19 protein-coding genes, 2 tRNA genes and 1 pseudogene are annotated in these 17,828 nt (G+C 53.3%); 19 read left to right on the top strand and 3 right to left on the bottom strand.

Annotated elements, in window-relative coordinates; all coding sequences use genetic code 11:
• The first annotated feature begins 40 nt into the window (after window positions 1-40).
• From trmB to J2S20_RS04625, 5 genes are all read left to right on the top strand, one after another.
• Window positions 41-751 (top strand): tRNA (guanosine(46)-N7)-methyltransferase TrmB, encoded by a 711-nt coding sequence (gene trmB, locus J2S20_RS04645; protein WP_307253696.1) that lies wholly within the window; start codon window positions 41-43, stop codon window positions 749-751.
• Window positions 732-1,046, top strand: a complete 315-nt coding sequence (gene trxA, locus J2S20_RS04640; RefSeq protein ID WP_330692756.1) for a thioredoxin — start codon at window positions 732-734, stop codon at window positions 1,044-1,046. The genes trmB and trxA overlap by 20 nt, the downstream gene beginning before the upstream one ends.
• 94 nt (window positions 1,047-1,140) lie before the next feature.
• Window positions 1,141-1,213, top strand: a tRNA-Lys gene (locus J2S20_RS04635).
• Window positions 1,214-1,301: 88 nt separating this feature from the next.
• Window positions 1,302-1,374, top strand: a tRNA-Lys gene (locus tag J2S20_RS04630).
• A 124-nt stretch (window positions 1,375-1,498) separates the two neighbouring features.
• Window positions 1,499-2,746 carry an enolase C-terminal domain-like protein gene (locus J2S20_RS04625; protein WP_307253691.1) on the top strand — a complete coding sequence of 416 codons (1,248 nt, stop codon included), beginning with the start codon at window positions 1,499-1,501 and terminating at the stop codon, window positions 2,744-2,746.
• 107 nt (window positions 2,747-2,853) lie between these two features.
• Here the strand turns inward: J2S20_RS04625 and J2S20_RS04620 are convergent, their stop codons facing one another.
• Window positions 2,854-3,246: a hypothetical protein gene (locus tag J2S20_RS04620; protein ID WP_146137108.1), complete on the bottom strand. Its 393-nt coding sequence runs from the start codon at window positions 3,244-3,246 to the stop codon at window positions 2,854-2,856.
• A gap of 361 nt (window positions 3,247-3,607) precedes the next feature.
• Here J2S20_RS04620 and J2S20_RS04615 point away from each other — a divergent pair, with 361 nt between their 5' ends.
• The 8 genes from J2S20_RS04615 (at window position 3,608) to J2S20_RS04580 (ending at window position 10,945) form a co-directional block, all read left to right on the top strand.
• The gene (locus tag J2S20_RS04615) at window positions 3,608-4,273 is read left to right on the top strand and encodes an endonuclease III domain-containing protein (protein WP_307253687.1); all 666 of its coding nucleotides are present in this window, start codon (window positions 3,608-3,610) and stop codon (window positions 4,271-4,273) included.
• A 42-nt stretch (window positions 4,274-4,315) separates the two neighbouring features.
• On the top strand, window positions 4,316-4,879 hold the full coding sequence (locus J2S20_RS04610; protein WP_106611151.1) for an RNA polymerase sigma factor: 564 nt from the start codon (window positions 4,316-4,318) through the stop codon (window positions 4,877-4,879).
• A complete protein-coding gene (locus J2S20_RS04605; RefSeq protein WP_106611152.1) occupies window positions 4,876-5,598 on the top strand; it encodes a hypothetical protein in 723 nt (240 codons plus the stop codon). The genes J2S20_RS04610 and J2S20_RS04605 overlap by 4 nt, the downstream gene beginning before the upstream one ends.
• Before the next feature lie 77 nt (window positions 5,599-5,675).
• The gene (locus J2S20_RS04600) at window positions 5,676-6,803 is read left to right on the top strand and encodes a DUF4317 domain-containing protein (protein WP_106611153.1); all 1,128 of its coding nucleotides are present in this window, start codon (window positions 5,676-5,678) and stop codon (window positions 6,801-6,803) included.
• A 59-nt stretch (window positions 6,804-6,862) separates the two neighbouring features.
• Window positions 6,863-7,933 (top strand): FtsH protease activity modulator HflK, encoded by a 1,071-nt coding sequence (gene hflK, locus J2S20_RS04595; RefSeq protein WP_242934020.1) that lies wholly within the window; start codon window positions 6,863-6,865, stop codon window positions 7,931-7,933.
• A gap of 22 nt (window positions 7,934-7,955) precedes the next feature.
• On the top strand, window positions 7,956-8,816 hold the full coding sequence (hflC, locus tag J2S20_RS04590) for a protease modulator HflC (protein WP_416388993.1): 861 nt from the start codon (window positions 7,956-7,958) through the stop codon (window positions 8,814-8,816).
• A gap of 27 nt (window positions 8,817-8,843) precedes the next feature.
• Window positions 8,844-10,184, top strand: coding sequence for a TrkH family potassium uptake protein (locus tag J2S20_RS04585; protein WP_211292105.1), 1,341 nt, complete (start codon window positions 8,844-8,846; stop codon window positions 10,182-10,184).
• Window positions 10,185-10,297: 113 nt separating this feature from the next.
• The gene (locus J2S20_RS04580; RefSeq protein WP_307253675.1) at window positions 10,298-10,945 is read left to right on the top strand and encodes a potassium channel family protein; all 648 of its coding nucleotides are present in this window, start codon (window positions 10,298-10,300) and stop codon (window positions 10,943-10,945) included.
• Here J2S20_RS04580 and J2S20_RS04575 read toward each other — a convergent pair.
• On the bottom strand, window positions 10,935-11,543 hold the full coding sequence (locus tag J2S20_RS04575) for a shikimate kinase (RefSeq protein ID WP_106611155.1): 609 nt from the start codon (window positions 11,541-11,543) through the stop codon (window positions 10,935-10,937). The two genes, J2S20_RS04580 and J2S20_RS04575, sit on opposite strands and share 11 nt — an antisense overlap.
• 216 nt (window positions 11,544-11,759) lie before the next feature.
• On the opposite strand from J2S20_RS04575, the gene J2S20_RS04570 reads away from it, so the two are divergent.
• The 6 genes and pseudogenes from J2S20_RS04570 to J2S20_RS04540 all read left to right on the top strand — a co-directional run bounded on the left by J2S20_RS04570 (window position 11,760) and on the right by J2S20_RS04540 (window position 16,829).
• Entirely contained in the window at window positions 11,760-12,743 is a 984-nt protein-coding gene (locus J2S20_RS04570) for an SGNH/GDSL hydrolase family protein (protein WP_307253670.1), read from the top strand.
• 205 nt (window positions 12,744-12,948) lie between these two features.
• On the top strand, window positions 12,949-13,878 hold the full coding sequence (locus tag J2S20_RS04565; RefSeq protein WP_170065332.1) for a MurR/RpiR family transcriptional regulator: 930 nt from the start codon (window positions 12,949-12,951) through the stop codon (window positions 13,876-13,878).
• 377 nt (window positions 13,879-14,255) lie between these two features.
• On the top strand, window positions 14,256-14,663 hold the full coding sequence (tnpA, locus tag J2S20_RS04560; protein ID WP_146137110.1) for an IS66 family insertion sequence element accessory protein TnpA: 408 nt from the start codon (window positions 14,256-14,258) through the stop codon (window positions 14,661-14,663).
• A 34-nt stretch (window positions 14,664-14,697) separates the two neighbouring features.
• Window positions 14,698-15,027, top strand: coding sequence for an IS66 family insertion sequence element accessory protein TnpB (gene tnpB / locus J2S20_RS04555; protein WP_106611159.1), 330 nt, complete (start codon window positions 14,698-14,700; stop codon window positions 15,025-15,027).
• A gap of 123 nt (window positions 15,028-15,150) precedes the next feature.
• Window positions 15,151-16,628: pseudogene (gene tnpC, locus J2S20_RS12320) on the top strand (IS66 family transposase); the annotation flags it as partial.
• Entirely contained in the window at window positions 16,617-16,829 is a 213-nt protein-coding gene (locus J2S20_RS04540; protein ID WP_307253781.1) for a transposase domain-containing protein, read from the top strand. The pseudogene tnpC and the gene J2S20_RS04540, both read left to right, overlap by 12 nt.
• Here J2S20_RS04540 and J2S20_RS04535 read toward each other — a convergent pair.
• The gene (locus J2S20_RS04535; RefSeq protein WP_170065334.1) at window positions 16,821-17,540 is read right to left on the bottom strand and encodes a GntR family transcriptional regulator; all 720 of its coding nucleotides are present in this window, start codon (window positions 17,538-17,540) and stop codon (window positions 16,821-16,823) included. The two genes, J2S20_RS04540 and J2S20_RS04535, sit on opposite strands and share 9 nt — an antisense overlap.
• Window positions 17,541-17,828 lie beyond the last annotated feature (288 nt).

Below are 17,828 nucleotides of genomic sequence, written 5' to 3'. Positions count from 1 at the left end.
TTTGCCTCCGCCCCGGAAAGCAGGAGATAAGGAGCACTGTATGCGTTTAAGGCATATCCCGGGCTGCGAGGATTTTGTTGCGGGCAGTACGAGCGTGGTTCACAGTCCGGAGCAGTATCAGGGAAGATGGAGTCAGTTCTTTGGTAATACACATCCCATTGAGCTTGAGATCGGCATGGGAAAGGGACAGTTCATCAGAGAGCTCTCCCGGCGTCGGCCGGAGGTAAACTTTCTGGGGTTGGAGCGCTATGAGACAGTGCTGATGAAGGCGATTCAGCGAAAGGAACGGGAAGAGGCAGAGCTTCCGGAGTATCTGCGCCGGAGGAATCTCTACTTTCTCTGTGAGGATGCAAGGCGTCTGCCGGAGCTTTTTTCTGAGGGAGAGATATCAAAGCTTTATCTGAATTTCTCGGATCCCTGGCCGAAGGCCTCTCATGCGCCGCGACGGCTTACTTCGCCTGCATTCATGAAGCTGTATGATATCGTGCTGGCGGCAGCGGGACAGGTGGAGTTCAAGACCGACAATCAGGCGCTCTTTGCGTGGTCGCTTGAAGCCATTCCGGAGGCCGGTTGGGAGCTGCGCTATGTGACGCATGATCTCCATGCGGAGCCGGAGGCAGCGGACAATGTCATGACAGAATATGAGGAGAAATTTTCCGCGAAGGGTCAGAAGATCTGTAAGCTGATCGCGGTACGGAAGAGCCGGAAGGCATATAATAAGGAGGATCATGATGGTAAAGCAGCTTTCTGAAGCGAATTTTGAGACAGAGGTACTGAAGAGCGAGAAGCCGGTGCTCGTGGATTTCTATGCGGATTGGTGCGGTCCCTGCAAGATGACAGCTCCGGTGCTGGATAAGCTTGCGGAGATGGTGGATAATGTCAGCTTTGTGAAGATCAATGTGGATGAAAATCAGAATCTTGCGGCGAAGTATCAGGTCATGACGATCCCGAATCTTGTAGTATTTAAGAATGGAGAGGTTGTGACGCGCGCCATTGGAGCACAGAATCTCGATGCGCTGAAGGCCCTGATTGAAAAGGCCCTGTGAGAAAAGATTTTCTTGAAAAAATCGCATAGCCCGGTTGACAAAAGCGGGCTGTGCGGTTAAAATACTGTTCGTGTCACAGAAATGCCCTTAAAAAGCGCCTTTAGCTCAGTTGGTAGAGCAGTAGACTCTTAATCTATTTGTCCAGGGTTCGAGTCCCTGAAGGCGCAGTTGAAGCTCTGACTTGGCAGACTGCGAGCTGCTGGGACGGAGCTTTCGTTTTCTGAGATATGTTTCTGTGCTTTATAATTTCACATTGCGCCTTTAGCTCAGCTGGTAGAGCAGTAGACTCTTAATCTATTTGTCCAGGGTTCGAGTCCCTGAAGGCGCACACTGAGGCCGCTTCGGATTATTGTCTGAAGCGGTCTTTTTCATGATATGTGATTGGAATATAATTGTGGATATCAGATGAAGAGGAAACGAGTGTTTATTATGACATATCAAAAGGAGGATCTATGTCTGTAAAAATAGAAGATATCAGGGTCATCCGTACCGCGCCGGAAGGCATCAACCTGGTGGTTGTAAAGCTCATTACAAACCAGCCGGGGCTCTATGGTCTGGGTTGCGCGACCTTTGCCTACCGGCATCTCGCTGTGAAGCATCTCATCGAGGAATATCTGACACCGCTTCTCAGGGGAAGAGACGTTGAGGATATCGAGGAGCTCTGGCAGCTGATGCACCAGAATGCATACTGGCGTAACGGACCGATCGAAAACAATGCGATATCCGGCATTGATATGGCGCTCTGGGATATTAAAGGAAAGATGGCTGGTATGCCGCTGTATCAGCTCTTCGGCGGAAAATGCAGAGAGGGAATTCCGGTCTATCGCCATGCGGACGGAAAGAATCTGGAGGAGCTCTGTGAAAATATAGAGCGCTTCCGGGAGATGGGGCTCACACATATCCGCTGTCAATGCGGAGGTTACGGAGGAGGGGGGTACGGTACAGCTCCGGCGAGCGCGCCGCTTTGCGCGCGGGATGGCATCTATCTGGATTCTGGAAAATATATTCGCGATACCGTAGCTCTGTTTGCAGGAATAAGGGAGAGGCTCGGGGATGAGATAGAGCTGATACACGATGTGCATGAGCGCATCGCGCCGATTGAGGCCATACGCCTCGCGCGGGAGCTGGAGCCCTATCATCTCTTCTTTCTTGAGGATCCGGTTCCTCTGGAGGAGCTCTCATGGCTCAGGAAGCTCCGGGAGAAGACAGTGACACCGATTGCACAGGGAGAGCTCTTCAATAATGTCTATGAGTGGCGCCGGATCATTTCTGAACAGCTGATCGATTATATCCGGGTACATATTACGCAGATTGGAGGCATCACCCCGGCGCGAAAGCTTCAGATTTTTGCAGAACAGTACGGGGTGCGCACTGCATGGCACGGGCCGGGAGATATGAGTCCGCTGGCTCACGCGGCCAATATTCATATTGATCTTGCCGCGAGAAATTTCGGCGTACAGGAGTGGTCAGGCATAGAGCCACCGAATTTTGTCATTCAGGAGCTGAAGGGACCTCATGGAGCCTTGCTCGAGGTGTTTCCGGGTTGTTTGGAATTTAAGCAGGGCTATGTATATGCGAACGATAAGCCTGGCCTTGGTGTAGATATTGATGAGCGGGAAGCTGCGAAGTACCCCTGCGAAGTGACAGTGACGACCTGGACGCAGACCAGAAGACGGGATGGTGCGCTTCAGACTCCGTAACAACATATCCGGTAGATGGTGGTTACTTAGTGAAATAATTAAAATATGAGAATTAGAACAGAGGAGACGGAAACAGCGTTTATGCTGCTTCGCCTCCTCTGCAGTGTTTACGCTTCCGGAAGTGCGGCAAGCTTTGAGGTGATGCGGTCGATGTAGCAGGTCCAGTCGTAGTAATCCGCCGCCTCAAACCAGAAGGCTGCGTATTCGCGCTCGCAGCAGTCGATATCGTCCTGAATCTCTTCCATGCGGCGGCGGAGAAAGCCCAGCGCATCGGCTTCCATGTGGAAGCGCTTCAGTCCGGCGAGCTCTGTGAGAGCGTGGCGGCTGTTGTGATAGGAGCAGAGCTCAGCGGTCTCTGCCCAGTGAACACAGAGCTCTGTGAGGGCCACGCAGGCCTCGTCAAAGGGCTCGGTATTCTTACAGTCGGGAGAGTCCAGCATCCCGGCGTCCTGCAGCGCCTTCAGTGTGTCCCGGAGAGAGAGCTCCTTCCCTTCTTTCATACAGTTGCTCCCTATATATTGTAAAATATCCAGTCCGGTGTCAGATTCCATTGCCCGGTATCCCCAGCGTGCCATAATCTTTCCTTCTTTCTCTATATATTTTCGGGCGCGGTCACAGCTACAGCTGCACTTTGCGTCTGTCAGCAGTAGTATAGCGCATTTTTACGGAGAAGTGAATTGTATATTGTTTTTGTCAAGAATTCGACGCACAGCAGGCAGCAATACGTTTTACAAAAGTGATGTTTTAATTTTTGGAACTCTCGTGTGAGACGCATGATGGAAAAATCAGCAAAAATCGGTACTTTATGAGATAATGAAAAAATATCCACAGCAGAACAGAGTATTCGGAGGAAGAGAACAGATGAAGACAAACAGTCAGGATCAGGATACTGCGGCGCGTGCCGCTCTGGCACTGGAGGTGATCGCACGGCTTAAGCGGGAGTATCCGGATACGCACTGCACACTGAACTACGAGGATGCCTGGCAGCTTCTGGTGAGTGTGAGGCTCGCCGCACAGTGCACAGATCTCCGTGTGGATCAGGTGACACCGAAGCTATATGCAAAGTTCCCGACAGTACAGGCACTCGCGGAGGCACCGGTGGAGGAGATAGAGGAGATAGTCCGGCCCTGCGGCCTTGGTCCGAGCAAGGCGAGGGATATTTCAAAATGCATGAAGATGCTGCATGAGCAGTACGACGACCGGGTACCGGAGAGCTTTGAGGAGCTCTTAAAGCTTCCCGGCGTCGGGAGAAAGAGCGCCAATCTGGTGATGGGAGATGTCTTTGGAAAGCCTGCGATTGTGACGGACACTCACTGCATACGGCTCAGCAATCTCATCGGTTTTGTGGACGATGTGAAGGAGCCGGGCAAGGTAGAGAAGCTGCTCTGGAAGATCATCCCTCCGGAGGAGGGCAATCAGCTCTGTCACAGGCTGGTGGATCATGGGCGGAAGGTCTGCATCGCCCGTAGACCGCAGTGCAGCCGGTGCTGCCTGAAGGATATCTGCCGCTACGGAAAGACACAGTGACCGCAGCGCTTATTTCCTGTCTCTTATTATAGGAGGAGCAATATGCAGGACAGTGAGATCATCCGGCTCTACTGGGCGCGCAGAGAGGAAGCGATACAGGAGAGCCAGTTAAAATACGGCGCTTACTGCCGGACGATTGCGGAGCGCATACTGCGAAACCGGGAGGATACGGAGGAATGTGTCAGCGACACCTGGCTCCACGCGTGGGGGGCCATGCCGCCGCAGCGCCCCACGATACTCCGGGCTTTTTTCGGGAGGATCACGCGAAACCTCGCGCTGAATGTCTTTGAGCATATCCATGCAGAAAAGCGCGGCGGAGCAAGGGCACAGATGACGCTTGCCCTCTCGGAGCTCTCGGAGCTGATCGCGGACGGCAGCCCTGCGGATGCGGAGGAACGCATGGTATTTCACGATACACTGCAGCGTTTCCTCTCAGAGCTAAGGAAGGAGGAGCGGGTGATGTTTCTTCAGCGCTACTGGTATTTCTGCCCGGTGAAGGAGATCGCCGCAGAGCTTGGCTGCGGGCAGAGCCGGGTAAAGATGAGTCTTTTAAGGATGCGCGGGCGGCTCAGGGAAATGCTGGAAGAGGAGGGAATCGTACTGTGACAGAGCAGGAGCTTCTAAAAGAGCTGGGTGATGTTGACGAACAGTATATTGAGGAGGCCGCACCGGGGAGGAGGAAACGTTTTCCGATGATGGCGGCGGGGACGTTTGCTGCGGCAGCAGTACTGGCGCTTGCCCTTCTGCCGCGGCTTCAAATGGGAGCCAAAGCCCCGGTTGCTGTGTATTCGGAGCAGCGGCCCGGAACAGAGGCAGCAGCCGGAGCGGCTGCTGCTCCAAATGCGGCGGGAGCAGCCAAGGAGCGCGCTGCTGACGCTGCGGCAGAGGCGCCGGAGATGCGGGCTGCGGCATCGGAGGAGTGTGTACAGCTTCCGGATCCCTTTACGGACTGCGGGACGCTTGCGGAGGCGGAGCAGCTGGCAGGCTTCTCTCTTTTGCTGCCCCCAGCATTACCCGCGTATGCGGCTATTTCCTATCGCGCGATACCAGATGAACTGATCGAGGTGATCTACAGCGACGCAGAAGGAAAAGAGGGCTATCGTATCCGGAAGGGCAGAGGGTCGGAGGATGTCAGCGGAGACTATAACGAATATGGAACGGTGAGGGAGCTCTCTCAAGACGGCAGGCAGCTCACACTGCGGGGCGAAGAAGGCCGTTCTTATGTGGCAGGCTGGACGGACGGGGCACACAGCTTTGCTCTGACGACAGAGATGGCAGAACTCAGTGAACAGGAGCTGCTCTCACTCATTACGCAGATCCGGTGAGCCCTCCGTTCTTAAAGATTTCTTCCCTTGTGCGGATTTCGCGCAGTTGCTATGATAGGTTCTGAGGAGAAATCATTATGGATAAAAAGGGTGTCAATGAGATCCGGCGACTGTTCGATAAGAACGACTGCCGCGTAGATCGGATGTACGGCTGCTATGTGGATGAGAAGAAGCAGCGGATCGCTGAGCTGAAGGACAGCTTTCACAGCTTGCAGGACGAGGAGCTCTTTAAGTACTGTGAGCTTTTTAAGAAAGCTATTTCCGGGCGTATCGGCAGAACGCTGTTCAATATGGAATTTCCGCTCGCGGAGGAGCGGGAGGGGGGGCATCAGACTGCGCTGCTTGCTCTGCTTCGAAGCGGGCTGAAGGACGAGGCGCTGGTGGAAGAGCTCTTCCAGCGCATCATCGACAGTTACCGGAGCGCGGAGAAGTACCTCATTCTTCTGGTGCACGGTGTCTACGATATTCCGGGGAGAACCTCGGACAATATGGGCTTGGACGACGGCTCGGAGGATGTATACAGTTTTCTGGAGCTGTCTGTGTGTCCGGTGGAGCTGCTGCGCGACGGGCTCTGCTATGACGCGGCGGAGCAGGCCTTTTTCAGCCGGACGGAGGACTGGGGAGTCCAGAAGCCGGAGGTCGGACTTCTGTATCCGGCCTTCAATGACAGAAGTACGGATCTTCACGCGGCACTCTGGTATGCGAAGAATGAAAAGAGCCGTCACGATGAGCTGGCGGAGGAGCTTCTGGGGATGGAGCTCCCCCGGCCGGAGAGCGCGGAGAAGGATGTGTTCCGCGAGGTTATAGAGATATCGCTCGGTGAAAACTGTGATTTCGAGAATGTGAAGCGTGTCAACGAGGCGGTGAATCAGCTTGCGGAGGCGGGGAAGGAGGCCGGGGAGCCGGCGCTTATTGAGAAGCACGACATACGCCGCATTCTTTACGACAACGGAGCGGATGAGGAGACGATAGAGCGCTTTGACGAGGCATATGAGGAGCTGATCGGAGAGGACACACAGCCGCTGCTCGCAGACAATATCGCTGAGTCGAAGAAGCTCACGATCCAGTCGGATCATCTGAAGCTGGATGTGAAGCCGGAATCTGCGGAGCTCATTGAGACCCGTGTGATCGAGGGAAGAGAATATTTTCTGATTCCGGTCACGGACAATGTGACGGTGAACGGCATCAGGCTGAGAGCAAAATAACAGGAGGCCGGAAACAGCGGCGGAAGGGAGAGCCTTTGAGAAACCCGTTTTTGGACAGGATGGAGCAGACAATCAGAGAGGCCCAGCAGAGAGGGCGGCATCAGGGGATGGATACCGGGAACATCAACCCGGAACCCATGAAGGAGCGGCAGAAGCTAAAGCTTCCGGGGATTAAGCGCCTTCTGCCCGTGGCGCTGATCGCTCTGGCGCTCTCGCTTGCAAACAGCTGCTGGTATCTCCTGGAGGAGGACAACTACGCGGTTATCACGACACTCGGAAGCCCGACGGCAGTGACCCAGGCGGGACTGCACTTCAAGCTTCCGCTGGTACAGCAGCTCAGGAAGGTGTCCAAGGTGATCAAGGGAATGCCGATCGGCTATGTTCCGGAGACCAGTCAGGCCATCTCCGAGGAAGCGATCATGATCACCAAGGATTTCAATTTTGTCAATACGGACTTTTATCTGGAATACATGGTCAGCGATCCGGTGAAGTATCTCTACGCTGCGGAGGATCCGGAGTCTACTCTAAAGATGCTTGCGCAGTCCTATATCCGTGATACCGTGGGAATCTACAATGTGGATGATGTCATCACCACCGGCAAGGCTGCGATCCAGTCGGAGATCAAGGAGAAGCTCACAAACCGCATGATTGGGGAGGATATCGGCCTCGCAGTGGTCAATATCACAATTCAGGATGCCTTCCCCCCGACAGAGGAGGTGCTGAGCGCTTTTAAGAACGTGGAGAACGCAAAGCAGGGCAAGGAGACCGCGGTCAATAACGCGAATAAGGACAGAAACGAGAAGATTCCGCAGGCAGAGGCCAGCTGTGACCAGATCATCAAAAAGGCAGAGGCGGAGAAGCTCGCCCGCATCAATGAGGCGGAGGGACAGGCGGCTCGTTTTGAACAGATGTATGCGGAGTATCAGAAATATCCGCTGATCACGAGACAACGCATGTTTTATGAGGCGATGGAGGATATCCTTCCGGAGCTCAGAGTCTATGTGACGGATGGCGGTGCGACGACCATGCTTCCGCTGGACAGCTTCTCCGCACCCATGGGAGTGGCGGCAGAGGCGTCGGGAGAAGCGGCAAAAGGAAGTAACGCGGGCAGTGCAGAGTCAGGACAGTGAGAGGAGCGGAAAGATGAAAAATATGAAAAAAACGACAGTTCTGCTGTTTTCTTTTCTTCTGCTCTTTGCAGCGGCGGGCTCTGTTGTTGTGACCTATCCGAACGAGTATAAGATGATCCGGCAGTTCGGGGAGATTGTCCGTGTGGACGAGACTCCCGGTGTCTCCTTCAAGCTTCCTTTTATTCAGACGGCGGATGCGCTGCCGAAGGCGATTCAGCTCTACGATATCCCGAAGTCGGATGTCATCACCAAGGATAAGAAGACGATGATTGCAGATGCCTTTGTCATATGGCATATCAGTGATCCGGTGAAATTCACCCGCTATCTGAATGGCCAGCTTGCGCAGGCACAGTCCAGAATCGCAGCCTCTGTCTTCTCCTCCCTGAAGGGCGTGATCTCCAATATGGATCAGGCGGCGATCATCGAGAACCGCAACGGGAAGCTCGCGCAGGATATCACGCAGAATCTCGGAAACTCTCTGGAGGGATATGGCATTGAGGTGCTGGCGGTGGAGACGAAGTCCCTTGATATGCCGGACGACAATAAACAGGCTGTCTACGACCGCATGATATCCGAGCGGAATAATATTGCAGCCTCCTACACGGCACAGGGCAATTCTGAGGCGCAGAAGATCCGGAACAATACGGATCGTGAGGTCTCTGTCATGAGGTCTGAGGCACAGAAGAAGGCAGAAATCCTTCATGCGGAGGGAGAGGCGCAGTATATGCAGATCCTTTCCGGCGCTTACAATGATGCCGGGCGCGCGGAATTCTACAGCTTTGTGCGCGCGCTGGATGCGGCTAAGACTTCGATGAAGAACGGCAACAAAACTTTGATTCTGGACAAGGATTCGCCTCTCGTGAAGGTGTTTTACGGAGAATAAGAATACACAGCTAGGGAGGCAGGATTCATGCACAGGTTTTTACTACAGAAATTGCAGCGCCTTCAGTCGGCACAGCTCATACTGCTCGGTTTTGCTGCGATGATACTGACGGGGGCGCTGCTCCTTATGCTGCCGGTTGCATCCCGGGAGCCGTATTCGGTGAGCTTTCTGGATGCACTCTTCACAGCGACCTCCGCCACCTGCGTGACGGGGCTGGTTGTCTACGACACAGCGTCCTGCTGGACAGCCTTCGGGCAGGGGGTCATTCTTTTGCTGATCCAGATCGGCGGTCTCGGTGTTGTCACAATTGCGGTGCTTCTTGCGCTGATCTCAGGAAAAAAGATCGGTCTTATGCAGCGAAGCGTCATGCAGGATTCCATTGCGGCGCCCCATGTGCAGGGGATTATCCGTCTGACACGCTTCATTTTGTGCAGCACGCTGCTTCTGGAGCTCATCGGAGCGCTGCTCATGCTGCCCTCCTTTGCGGCCGTGTTCGGAGCGGCGCGCGGCAGCTGGTATGCGTTCTTTCACGCAGTCTCCGGTTTCTGCAATGCGGGCTTCGATCTCATGGGAGTGAGAGAGCAGTTCTCCTCCCTCACTTATTTTTCTGAGGATCTCATGCTGAATGCGGCTGTGATGCTGATGATCGTCATAGGCGGACTGGGTTTCCTCACATGGAAGGATATCGCAGAGCACAGGCTGCGCTTCCGGGAGTATCGCCTTCAGAGCAAGGCGATACTCAGTACCACTGCGCTGCTGCTTCTTTTGCCCTTTTGCTACTTCTTCCTTGTGGAATTTCGGGGGCTTCCGCTTCGCGCCCGTCTGCTGCTCTCCGCCTTTCAGGCGGTGACGCCGCGCACGGCAGGCTTTAATACCGCAGACTACAGCGCGATGAGCGACACAGGAGTGGCGCTGACGATATGTCTCATGCTGATCGGCGGCGCGCCGGGCTCCACAGCGGGCGGTATGAAGGTGACGACGCTGATCGTACTCATCTCTTCAGCGCTCTCTGTATTCCGGCAGAGGAAGGATACGGTGCTCTACGGGCGGCGCGTTTCAGACGCAGGTGTACGCGATGCGGCTGCGCTGCTGCTGATGTATCTCTTTCTCTTTCTCTGCGGCTCTTTTCTGCTGTGTGGAATTGAGGCGGTCCCCTTAAAGCTATGTATGTTTGAGACGGCCTCCGCCATCGGCACAGTCGGGCTCAGCATGGGGCTCACGCCGACGCTCTCTGCGACCTCACGGGTGATACTCATCGTGCTGATGTACATGGGGCGGGTAGGAGGGCTCACGCTGATCTTCGCGACGGTTGCCAGGCAGAGGAACGGAAGCGGCCGTATGCCAGAGGAGGCGATTCCGGTCGGGTAAGGGAAAGAGCCCCGCCATGGAGCAGAGCCTGCGCTGCATGGGGCGGGAATATCTGCCACAGATAAAAATCAGCAGAGAAAACAAACGGCCTCAGGCCGGGGAAGGAAAACGGGATGAAATCTGTGCTTGTAATCGGCCTGGGGCGCTTTGGAGCGCGGGTCGCAGAGAAGCTTCGGGAGATGGGTCACCAGATCATGGTGGTGGATAAGGTTGAGGAGCGCGTGGATGCAGCAATGCACTGCGCGACAAACGGACAGATTGGGGACTGTACCAACCGCAATTTTCTGGAATCACTGGGGATTCCGAACTTTGATCTCTGTATTGTCAGCATCGGGGACGACTTTCAGAATTCACTGGAGGCGACCTCGCTCTTAAAGGAGCTCGGAGCGAAGCAGGTTGTGTCCCGGGCGGCCAGTGCAGTGCACGCGAAGTTTCTGAAGAGGAACGGCGCGGATGAGGTGGTCTTCCCGGAGGAGCAGCTCGCGAACTGGACCGCCGTCCGCTACAGCGCGGATCATATTTTTGATTATATTCCGGTAGATCAGGACTACGCGATTTTTGAAGTGGAGGTTCCGGAGAGCTGGATCGGAAGAAGCATTGGAGAGCTGAATATACGAAAGAACCTGAAGCTGAATATACTGGCGCGGAAGCAGGACGGGGCGCTCAGCATGGAGATCAGCCCGGATACAGTCTTTTCTGAGGGAGAGACTGTTCTGGTGCTCGGCCGGAGAGAGGGAATACGGGAATACTTCAAGCTTTGAGCTGAGAAGAGCTTGCCTTTTGCACGGTCAGCTCTGTGCAGCGTGAGAGGATCTCTGCACAGATGTCCCCGGCGCTGCGGTCATCGGTGGTGATCGCAAGCTCTGCGGCGGCACGATATTGCTCTTCCCGCTCCGCAAGCATGGTTTTGATGGAGGCGAGACGCTCAACTCCGGTGGAAGCGGGCAGCAGGGGACGGTCAGAGCTTTCGCAGCTGCGTTTCCAGATGGTTTCTGCTGTCGCTGTGAGTCTCACCACGATGCCAAGACTGCGCATCAGCGCCACATTTTCAGGCAGCAGGACTATGCCGCCGCCGCAGGAGACCACAGAGGGGGTGGCTTTTGCCAGCGCGGCGAGCGCACTGTGCTCCAGTCTGCGAAAGTGTGCCTCGCCAAAATGTCTGAAAATATTGGGGATATCCATGCCGGCATTCTGAACCACCAGCTCGTCAGTGTCGACGCGGGGACGGTTCAGCCGGGAGGAAAGCTCTGCTGCGAGGGTGGTCTTGCCGACAGCCATGAAGCCGATGAGGAAGATGTGCTGTTTTGAGAGCGCTGTATCCGGGGCAGAGCCCCTTGTGTTTTGAAGCCTGTTCTGCATTGCTGCCTCGATTCTGAAAAGGTGCCGGGTTGCGGCGGAGCGATTTCCGTTTCGTGAATTTTAGCACAGCCGGGAAGGCGCGGCAAGTGCGTGCAGAGGCACTACTCCCGAAGAAACCGTGGGTCAGGGAGGGGCAGCGAGAATACAGAAGAGCTGCTTTTTGGTGTTTGGCTGATCCGGGTCAGAGAACAGGGCTCGGCAGAGATGGAGGCACAGATGGGAGAACGGTCTCAGATTGAAAACTGTAGGGGGATCGTCTGCATCGGAGACAGTCTCACCGCGGGCTTTGGCGGGGGCGGCAGCAGCTATCCGAAGGTACTGGAATCCTGTCTGCGGACTGGGGGAGATTCACTGACAGAGGTTGTGAATCTCGGAGTCAACGGAGAGGACAGCATCACGATACTGGGGCGCACGGGAGCTCTGCCCTTTTGTCTGTCAGAGTCGCTTATCCTGCGGCAGGACGGCTATCCGGCGGAGCTTAAGCTTCACTCTCCGATAACGCCTGAGATCTGCCCTCTGGTCTATGGGAATGCCGGACTGGAGCGCGTGCGGCTTACGGCGGAAGACGGACGCGTCGCAGAGGGAAGTCTCAGCCGTGAGGGAGGATACTTCTTCGGGGAGCGGCTCTGCTTTCGGCTGGAGCGGGTGAGAGCGGCGATGGAGAGACGGGAAAAGGCCGACGGACGGGTAGAGAGCGGTGGGACGGCAGCATTACCCGCGTCCTCTGAGGGCAGCGACGCGGAGGCTCCGCTGTATTTTCCGGCAGGGACGCAGCTCATTCCGCGGGCAGCCTGGGCTTACAGGGACTATATTCCGGTGATTCTGATGGGGGCGAACGGGCAGTACGAGACGCTGGAGGAGCTGCTGCTTCAGCACGAGACGCTGAGGCGCTTCTACAGGGATCCGGCGGGGCGCTACCTCATTCTGGGGCTGCATCTCGGGTCGGCAGCGGAGATGCGGGAGGCAGAGGAGCAGTTTCAGGAGCGCTTTGGAGCGCATTTTGTGAATCTGCGTGCCTATATGAGCACGCAGGGACTTGCAGATGCTGAGATGGAACCGACGGAGGCGGATTGCGCGGATATGCAGAAGGGCAGGATGCCGGAGAGTCTTCTGTATGACGGTCTGCACTTCAACAGCAGAGGATATGAGCTGCTGGGAAAGCTGGTTTACCAAAGACTTCAGGAGCTGCCGGAGCGGTGAGCAGAACTTGCGTTGGAAATATAACACAAAAAAATAGTGAAACAATGTAAGAAAACACGGTTTCACAGAGGCAGGTGTTTCTGTATAATAATAAAATAGGATTGAGCTGAGAGATTCGGGAGCTTTCCCGGATCTCTGTCTGGTTTTATGGGAAAACCGGATGTACATTCCTGATTCTGAAAGAGCAGAAAGGGGCGGAGAAAGCATGAGAGAGCGGCAGGAAGACAGGGCTATTATTGAGGGACAGAGCGAGCTCGCCTCCCGCATCGCGATGTACCGGATGAAATTCAACGCGTCGCAGTCGCGGATCGCGGAATTTCTTCTGAATGATGAGCGCGCAGTGACGGAGATGAGTATCTATGAGATGGCGGAGAAGATCGGGACGAGTGTCGCTACAGTGACGCGCTTTTGCCAGCTGATCGGCTATGAGGGACTTGCTGATATGAAGTTTCATATGCAGCAGCAGGCGGTCTCGCTGAGCCAGGACATCGGCATCACCCGCAATGACAGCATCAATGTGATCAAGCAGAAGGCCCTGCAGTTCAGTGAAAACTCTCTGCACCGCTGCCTCATGGACATGGACAATGAGGCATTGGAACGCGCAGTGGAGCTCATGGGAAATGCGGATCGCATCATGCTGTGCGGAAACGGAAGTGCGGGGGGCATTGTGCAGGCAGGGGTGGGACTGCTCATGTCCATGGGCTTTAACGCTTTTGTTGTCTCGGATGGACTGCTGCAGCTTCGGACAGCGGCGACGCTGGGGAAAAAGGATGTGCTGATCGTGATCAGCTATGACGGACAGGCAAAAAGCAGCGCAGATTCCGTGATGCTGGCCAGACAGGGCGGCGCGGCTGTCATTCTGATTACGTCTATGCGGGAGTCCCTGATGGGGCGCTATGCGGACTGTATTTTATATACGCCTGCGCGCACGGGCGGAAATGCAATGAATATTACTGCGACTGCGCTGTGCCAGCTGGGCGTGCTGCAGGTACTGATGCTCTGTACAGTGACAAAGTATTATGATCGCTTCGTGAAGCGCAGCAAGCAGCAGCTCGCCCTGAGCGATCTGGACCGCTATGAGCTGAGACAGAAGGAGCTTCGCATCGCAAAGATACGACAGGTGGAGGAAAGCTGAAGGCAGATTGACAAAAGCAGAGCACAGCTGCTTCAATCCACGTGGAGGAGGGATCTGTGCACGGTGCATAAAAAGGATTGATATATATTGTAACAAAGAACAAAAAATACAAATAAGCTTAAAATATAATACAAATAAATGTAATATGAATGTATCTCAAAACGTAAGGTAAGCGCTCAGTGTCAGTGCGGCTAGTTTAACACTTTTGAATGTGCCATAATCGTGGAAAACGAGAGTATTTTAGTCTCAGTCTTCCTGCTGGCATTCACAGTAGTGGATCATTTCACTACACTGCCACTTCCCACGATGGGACTATTTTACTCTACTTAAGAAGAGAGGAAGTCCCATGATGAGTAAACGTGCACATCCCCGCTCTGATGAAGAGTAAACGTGCACATCCCCGCTCTGATGAAGAGTGGCATCAAATCATACTTGCAGCCAGATCATCCGGCTTGAACGATTTTGAATACTGCAGATCTAACGGCATCCCGCGCAGCACCTTTTACAGGGCACTGGCTCGATTACGTCTGCATGCCTGTGAGATCCAGGCGAGAGCTGAAAGGCCCAAGTACAAGCAGGAGGTTGTTCCGATAAATATATCGGAGCTCCCGATCAGCAAAGAGGATCGGATGCATCCGGATTTGCACATGGTCGATGAACCATTGCCAGCTTCGTTTGAAGCGACGATGCGCATCACACTTGAAGGCGGCACGCTGGAGTTGACCAACCAGGCAGATACTGCACTGGTTGCCAGTATCCTGAGCATGCTGAACAGCCGATGCTAGGCGATATCTCCAGCGCAAACCGCATCTACCTGGTTTGTGGCTTATAGATATGAGAAAGAGCATTGATGGTCTGATGGCGATCGTACGCGACACCTATGAGCTGGATCCGTACAGTAATGCTGTATCCCTCTTCTGCGGAAGACGTGCCGATCGCATCAAGGCGCTCCATTACGAAAAGGATGGGTTCTGCCTTTTGTATAAGCGGCTTGAGAAAGGCGCGAATGACAACTTCCGGTTTCAGTGGCCGCGCCACGCATCCGAAGTTCGCAACCTTACGAAACGGGAGTTCCGCTGGTTACTCGATGGCCTTTCCATCGATCAGCCGAATGCCATTCAGCCGAGTCGGGAGAAGCACGACTTCTGAGCTTGGTAATGTTGCACAAACTTTCAAAAATTGCATAAAGCTATCCTCCGGGAAGGCCCACGCACCCTAGAAAATACGTGCTTTCGGCGGTATAATCAGAGCAGTTTTGAAAGGACGTATACCATGAGCATTATGGATTTCGGCGATAAAAGCAAAGACGAAATAATCGAATACCTCATAGACGAGCACAACGCCACGGAACGTGAGACAGCTCAGCTCCGTCAGGAACTTGCTGAGGCCAAGGAGACCATCGAAGAGTTTAAACGGATGATCTTTGCCTCACGATCCGAAAAGAAGCACGTTGGTTATGATAACCCTGAGCAGCTGACGCTGATGGACCTTTTCAACGAAGCGGAGCTGGCAGCGGATCCGAACGCTGAAGAACCTACAGAGGAGACTATCGTCAAGGGCTGCATCCGCAAGCAGGAAGGCGAGAAAAAGAAGAAGGCGTCTTATAAGGAGCTTTATGACAAGCTTCCATCGAGAGACCTTCTGTGCCACCTTGCTCCGGATGCGAAGATCTGCCCACAATGCGGCAGCACCATGGAGCGCGTTGGCTGGGAGAAAGTCCGTACCGAACTGGAGGTCATTCCGGCGCAGATCCGTCTCGTGAATATCTATCAGGAGACGGTTCGCTGCCAGAAATGCTACGAAGAGACTGGATACGCGGGATTTGCCCGTGCCGTGGTTCCATCTCCACTGATTCCTCACAGCCCGGCATCGCCGACGACCGTTGCGTATGTGATGTACCAGAAGTACATCAACTCCATGCCTCTGTACCGGCAGGAAAAGGAATGGAAACAGATGGGCGTGTCGATCCAGCACGCAACGCTGGCGAACTGGTGCATCTACTGTGGCAAGAATTATATGAAGCCACTCTATGACGCACTGGCGAGCACCTCCTCGAACGAGAGGTCACCTGCGCAGATGAAACTCCGTGCCAGGTACTCAAGGAAGATGGCCGTAAAGCTCAGCAGAAATCCTACATGTGGATCCACTGCTCAGCGAATCTCGATGGTCTGCCGCCGATCATGCTCTATGAGTACAATTCTTCACGGGCAGGAGCGGTACCGCAGAACTTCTACAAGTCGTTCAGCGGCAAGTACTTCCGGGCAGATGGGTATCAGGGATACAATCATCTGCCGAAGGGCGTCCTCCGATGTGGCTGCCTGGCACATTTCCGGCGTAAGTTCTATGACGCAATACCGTCAGAGGACCGCAAGAGTGGTAAGTCCAGGTCACCTGCCGCAAAGGTCGTAAATCTCTGCTCGAAGCTGTTTGAGATCGAGCGTGAGTTTATCAATCTAAGCGCGGATGAACGCAAAATCAGACGAGAAGCATCTAAGGAGCACGAGATCTGGAAACAGATCTGGGATGCCTTAGATCGAATCTCAGCAAGCAAAACCAGCCTGCTGGGGAAAGCGGTGACGTATGCCCAGAATCAGAAACCGTACATGGAGAACTATTTCCTGGACGGCAGTATTCCGATTTCAAACAACTTCACCGAGAGCTGTGGCGCAAGACCGTATGCAGTGGGACGGAAAAACTTCTACTTTCACGATACACCTGCTGGTGCCGAAGCCAGTGCCATCATCTACAGTCTGGCGCAGACAGCGAAACTTAACAATCTGAGCGTCTTCAAATATCTGCAGGCGGTGCTCCTTTACATGCCGGACTACGTTCATGAGCCCGAGGGCATCGAGGAACTGATGCCATGGTCAGATAAGATGAAGAAACTCTGTGCAATAGACACGAAGGCAACTATCGAAGACAAGGATGGAAATCCAAAGATCTCACGATAGTAAGTTAGTGCACTCAGCTAACACTGAGCGCTTACGATTTTCAGTAGATTCCTTTTGAACTTGCTTATAAATTTCAACAGTGTGTAACCAGTTATACTCCATTGCAGCTCTGGTCCCTGCGAGATCATGCTGCTCTAACATTTCGATGATTTTCATATGCTCTTTGACTGAATCTTTCGTGTCGCTTATGTTGCCGAAATAAACATTTTCAACACGAGCAACATGTGCACTTAATGTGCTTGTAAAACGTGATAAGAAATCATTATCAGCAAGATTTAGAAAAATATTGTGAAATGCAGTGTCAGATGCACGGCTCATGGCATTGTCTTTCGCTTGAATTGCATTACTAAGCTGTCTATTAATCTCTTTTAGATGCAGAATCGTGTCTTTATCTATCTTTGAATATGAGAAATCTACAGCAAGAGAATGTAGATTTGCCAGAAGTCTGTAAACTTGTATGATATCCACATCGCCGATATTAGTAACTCGGCTTTCCCGTCCTGGGCTAATCGAAATTAGTTTCTGATCAGCTAGAACCTGCATTGCTTCTCGTACAGGAGTACGACTGACAGAAAAATGTTCTGCTACTTCACTATCGAGGATTTTTTCTCCTGGCGCAAGTGTTCCATCTATAATCCAATCTCTCAGAGATTCATAAATCATTTGTTTTGCGCTTTTTGGCGCAGAATATACTTTTTTTGGAATTGGCATATTTTCCCTCCAAGTAATTAATGGTCCTTTCATCCGATATATCGCATATATGGTATCATATTATTGGCGTTGTGCAAAATAAATAATTGATTAATTCTATATTGCAAAAAAATAGTCAAACCTATATACTTGTATTAATAAGTATGCAATATATTGCCTACTGGATATCGTGAAGCGTGAATGATTTTAATTCGTTGGAGGTTTTCTTATGAAAAAGGGAATAATAAGAACTGAAAAACCACCGCCGGTTACCGAGGGACCTGTTTATCGGTCAACTAGTATCCTAAA

The sequence above is a fragment of the Moryella indoligenes genome (genome assembly GCF_030812885.1).
Taxonomy (GTDB): domain Bacteria; phylum Bacillota; class Clostridia; order Lachnospirales; family Lachnospiraceae; genus Moryella; species Moryella indoligenes.
Note: the sequence above shows the minus strand (reverse complement) of the source record. Positions and strands in the feature narration are given on the sequence as shown.